2 protein-coding genes are annotated in these 3,866 nt (G+C 75.6%); one reads left to right on the top strand and one right to left on the bottom strand.

Features of this window, described 5'->3' with window-relative positions; genetic code table 11:
• The coding region (locus IEW07_RS20555) for an IS110 family transposase (protein WP_188540639.1) at positions 1 to 158 on the bottom strand (158 nt) is incomplete at its 3' end.
• 3,412 nt (positions 159 to 3,570) lie between these two features.
• Between IEW07_RS20555 and IEW07_RS20550 the strand changes: the two genes are divergently transcribed.
• A partial coding sequence (locus tag IEW07_RS20550) for a hypothetical protein (protein ID WP_188540637.1) occupies positions 3,571 to 3,866 on the top strand: 296 nt, incomplete at its 3' end.

Raw genomic sequence — 3,866 nt, 5'->3', positions numbered from 1 at the left:
GCTGCGGCCAGCTCCTGAAGGATCGAGCGCAACCGTGCCTCGTCGTTGGGCAGCGCCTTGTCGTAGACGGTTTTCCCGGCGGCCGTCACGGCCACGGCGTGGTGGTCGGACTTGCCCACGTCCAAGCCGATGAACACGACTGGTCGCTGATCCTCCATGGTGGTTTCCTCCTCGGCGTGGGCCCACAGGGCGTGCCGGCCGGCCGGGTGGTGGTCACGCTCGGCATCCACGTTACGAAGGTCCCGAAAGGGTCTCGCCTCTATTAGCGATCCGTGACCACCGGACCGGTTGCCGGTGACAACACCGCCTTCGATCATGGGCGACTGGGGGCAACGATCATGCCGGCAACCGGCCGGTCAGCACCCCTTCATCCTGGCGGATTTGGGGGTCACGAAGAAGGTAACGGGGTGGGGACCTGCCCGGTGGGGACCTGCCCGGTGGGGACCTGCCCGGGGCTGAGCCTGCCGGGCTCCCCACGCGCGGACAGCCCCGGACGGGGAGGACCGGCGGGGGGAGCTGATCGCTGCGCTGGCCCCGCCCCCCCGCCCCGGCACGGGGTCCTGGCGGGTGATCCCGGGGGCTGTCGGCCCCCGGGATCACCCGCCGTGGTGAGCGCCGTGGCCCGCCCGGACCACGCGGACGAAGCGACCGCGGCGACGGTCCCGCGGGCCGGACCGAGGGGCCCGGCCTGCGGGGGTCGTGGCCTGCGGGGGGTCGTGGCCGGCGGGCAGCGCCGGCGGATCCAGCGCACCCGGCACCAGCGCTGGCAGCAGCAGGCGCACCCTCTGCCCCGGACAGGCCCTGAGGAGCTGTTCCCTCCGTGGCCGGTCGGGCCGGTGTGAGGAACGGCGTGATCACCGGGCCCACCGCCTCGGGGTCGAGGGTGGGGGTCTGGCCCTGGAGGACGCCCAGCGTGCCCTCGGGAAGGCGGCCGGCCAGTGTTGTCGCCGCACTCGGTGAGGAGGGGTGGGCTGTGGGATCCGGGAGAGGTGGGCGGCGGACCCGTGAGCTCCGCGGCGCTCGCACCCCCGGAGGCCGGGGCCTCCGGGGGTGCGAGGTCCAGGAGGTGCTCGGCACCGCTCAGCACGGTGGCGGCGACCAGCCCCCCCCCGCCGGTGCCCCGCCGGTGCCCCGCCGGTAGTCCGCCTCCGGCACCACGGCGGAGCGCTGTGCGGTGAGGCCGTCGGTGACCCCGACGGTGACCCCGACGGTGACCCCGACGGTGACCCCGGCGGCCCCCGCGCTCGCCGGGATGCTCTGGGCCCGCTCCACGGCGGGGAGGTCCACTGCGGGCGAGCTGGTGGCCGGTGAGGCGGTGCTCCGCCCCCATCTGCCGGCCCAGGCTCCGCAGTGCCGGTGCCAGGGTGGAGGCGGGGGCCGTCACGTCTGCGGGCAGGGCCATGGTGATCCGGGCGCCGGTGCCGGCAGGGGTCCTACGAACCTGGGCCGCGGGGGCGGAGGAGTCGAGGACCGGGGTGCTCGCCAGGGCAGGAGACGGGGCGGCAACGCTCACGAGGGCTCCACCAGCGGGGAGGGGGGCGTCTCCGGAAGGTCACCCCCCCCCGGTTGCTGACCGTCAGCGATGGCTGGGGCGGGGCGCGCCCCGGGGGTGCCTCAGGGGCTCCTGCCGCTGCCCCCGGGCCGGCCCTGGGCCGGGGGGCTGGGTCGAGCACCGGGGGTCCCGGCCGAAGGCCCACCGTCGGCGTCGGGCCCACCCGCCCTCGCGACGGACCCGCCCGACCTCAAGCCACCTCAGGACCGAGGCCACCTCAGACGCAGGAGAGCCCCGCACCCCAGGGACAGGACCACACCCCGGACCCTGGACAGCGCACCCGCGCGACCCGGGGGCGCACGGGCCCTCTCTGCTACGCCGTGCTCTCGCGCTCGCCGGTCTGCTCCTCGCCGGGGGTGACGGGTTCCCCCGGCACGCGCTGATCGCTCTTGTCGCCGGCTCATCCTGACCGCCCGAGACGAACCATTCACCTTTGCGCATGAACGGGACGAGGGGCAGGGGACGAGAGGGCACAGACAGCACGGCCGCAGGGCAGGGCCCGGTCAGAGGGAGACCACCGGCGGGCCCGCGGCACGGGGGAGTCCTCCACCGGCTCCGCCCACCGGGACCCGAGCGCCTCCCCCCTGGCGGTGAACCGGTGGCAGCACTACGGGAAGGACCGCCTGTACGGGGAGCACCCCCGGCGATGTGACGCTGGGCTGGTGGGAGCTGGCCGGCGATGAACCCCACCCGGCCCCCCGCCGTTCCTGCCCGCCCTGGCGGGCGCCGTGGCGGGGTGGAAGGCCCCGGCAGCACCCCGGGGAACCACCGGCCCCGCCCCGCCATCCCGCCCGTCCTGCGCGAGAGGCAGCACGGCCACTCCCGTCCCTGTCGCGGAGCGGAGTGCTCCTGCGGAGGCAGATGCCGTCTTCGCGCTCGCCGCGCCGTCGACGCCGGCCCAGGACGAGCCGGCGTCCGGCCTTCCGCACCCGTTCCTGCCCGCCGCCACCGGCGGGAGCACCGGACCCCTCACCCGCGCGTGGGTCGATCCGGCCGCCCCCGGAGCCCCGGGGCGCGAGCAGGCCCGGGCGGGGCGGTCGGGCCGCACCGGTGAGGACGGTCCTGGCCGGTCTGCTGGGGGTGCGCACCGCCGAACGTGCCTGGCGGATCGGGGCCGAGGGCCAGGTGAAGGTCCCCGCCCCGCCGGCCGAGGCCGCCCCGCGGGATCCCCGGTGGCGGGTGATCCACGCCGTCGGCGGTCGGTGCGAGGGGCGCCGGCATCGACCACCTCGTCAGCGGCCCCGGCGAGGTGTTCACCGTCACCGCCAAGCCCCACCCCGGGGGACGGATCGGGGTCGGCGGGGACACCGTGCTGGTCAACGGTCACCGGCAGGCCTCTGTGCGCACCAGCCGCCCCGGGGCCGTCCGCCCTACCGGACTCCTCAGTACCGCCTGCGGCTTCCCCTGTGCCCGCAGCGGGTGTGATCGTGACCGTCCACGCTGCGGACGTGGTCCTCGCACAGCAGCCCCAGGGCGTGTCGGTGGTGCCCCTCCACCAGATCACCGGGTTGGTTGCTGCACCGCAAGGCGACGGTCCACCCGCCCGGGATCCTCGAGGCCGTCCACGGGGCGGCGCGGCGCTCCACCACCTGGCGGTCACAGCCCCGGCAGTGACCGGTGAGTTTCCGGCGGGCCCGCCCGAGGTTCGACACGGCACGCACCGGGGCGTCCCCACCCCTCCCACGCCCAGGGTCCCGGTGAGCCCCAGCTCTCCTCCGGGCCCTGGCGAGCACTGCCAGCACGAGGGGCGCAGGGCCTCGTGGTGGCCATGGTCGATCCGATCCTTCCCGCCTTTCTTGGCTTAAGCAATGGGTCATTTGTGGGGGCTGTCGCCCTCACCGTCCGGTCCGGCTTCATGGAGGCACTGAGGAACCGGTTCCGCCCCCGAGTCCACGGGTCCCCGGCATCGTGCCGTGGCCCGGCACGCCCCAGGACGTGGCCCAAGGCCGGACGATCAAGGATCCCGGGTCCCTGCCCTTGACCGGTGAGGGCCCCCGAGCAGTGGAGGCTGGTGTCCGATGACCACCCCGATGCACATCGCCCGCCTGGCCGAGGCCCAGCGGATGGGCCGGCGCGCCGGATGGACCCATCGGATGGTGATCAACGATCTCGACCGGCCCGCCCAGCAGTGGGGTGCGTTGTTGGCGGCCCTGCGCGTGAACCCGTGGGCACCTGGTCAGTACCCGCAGACCGACGTCACCGCCCAGCAGGCCGGGGAGTACGCCGCCCAGTGGGAGCGCGGGTTCGTCCTCGGCGACCACCACGCGGTGGCCCAGCTGCGCCACCGCGCCACGGTGCGGGCCACGCCCCACGC

This window comes from Kocuria dechangensis (genome assembly GCF_014636775.1).
GTDB classification, from domain to species: domain Bacteria; phylum Actinomycetota; class Actinomycetes; order Actinomycetales; family Micrococcaceae; genus Kocuria; species Kocuria dechangensis.
This window is presented reverse-complemented; position numbering and strand designations above follow the sequence as displayed.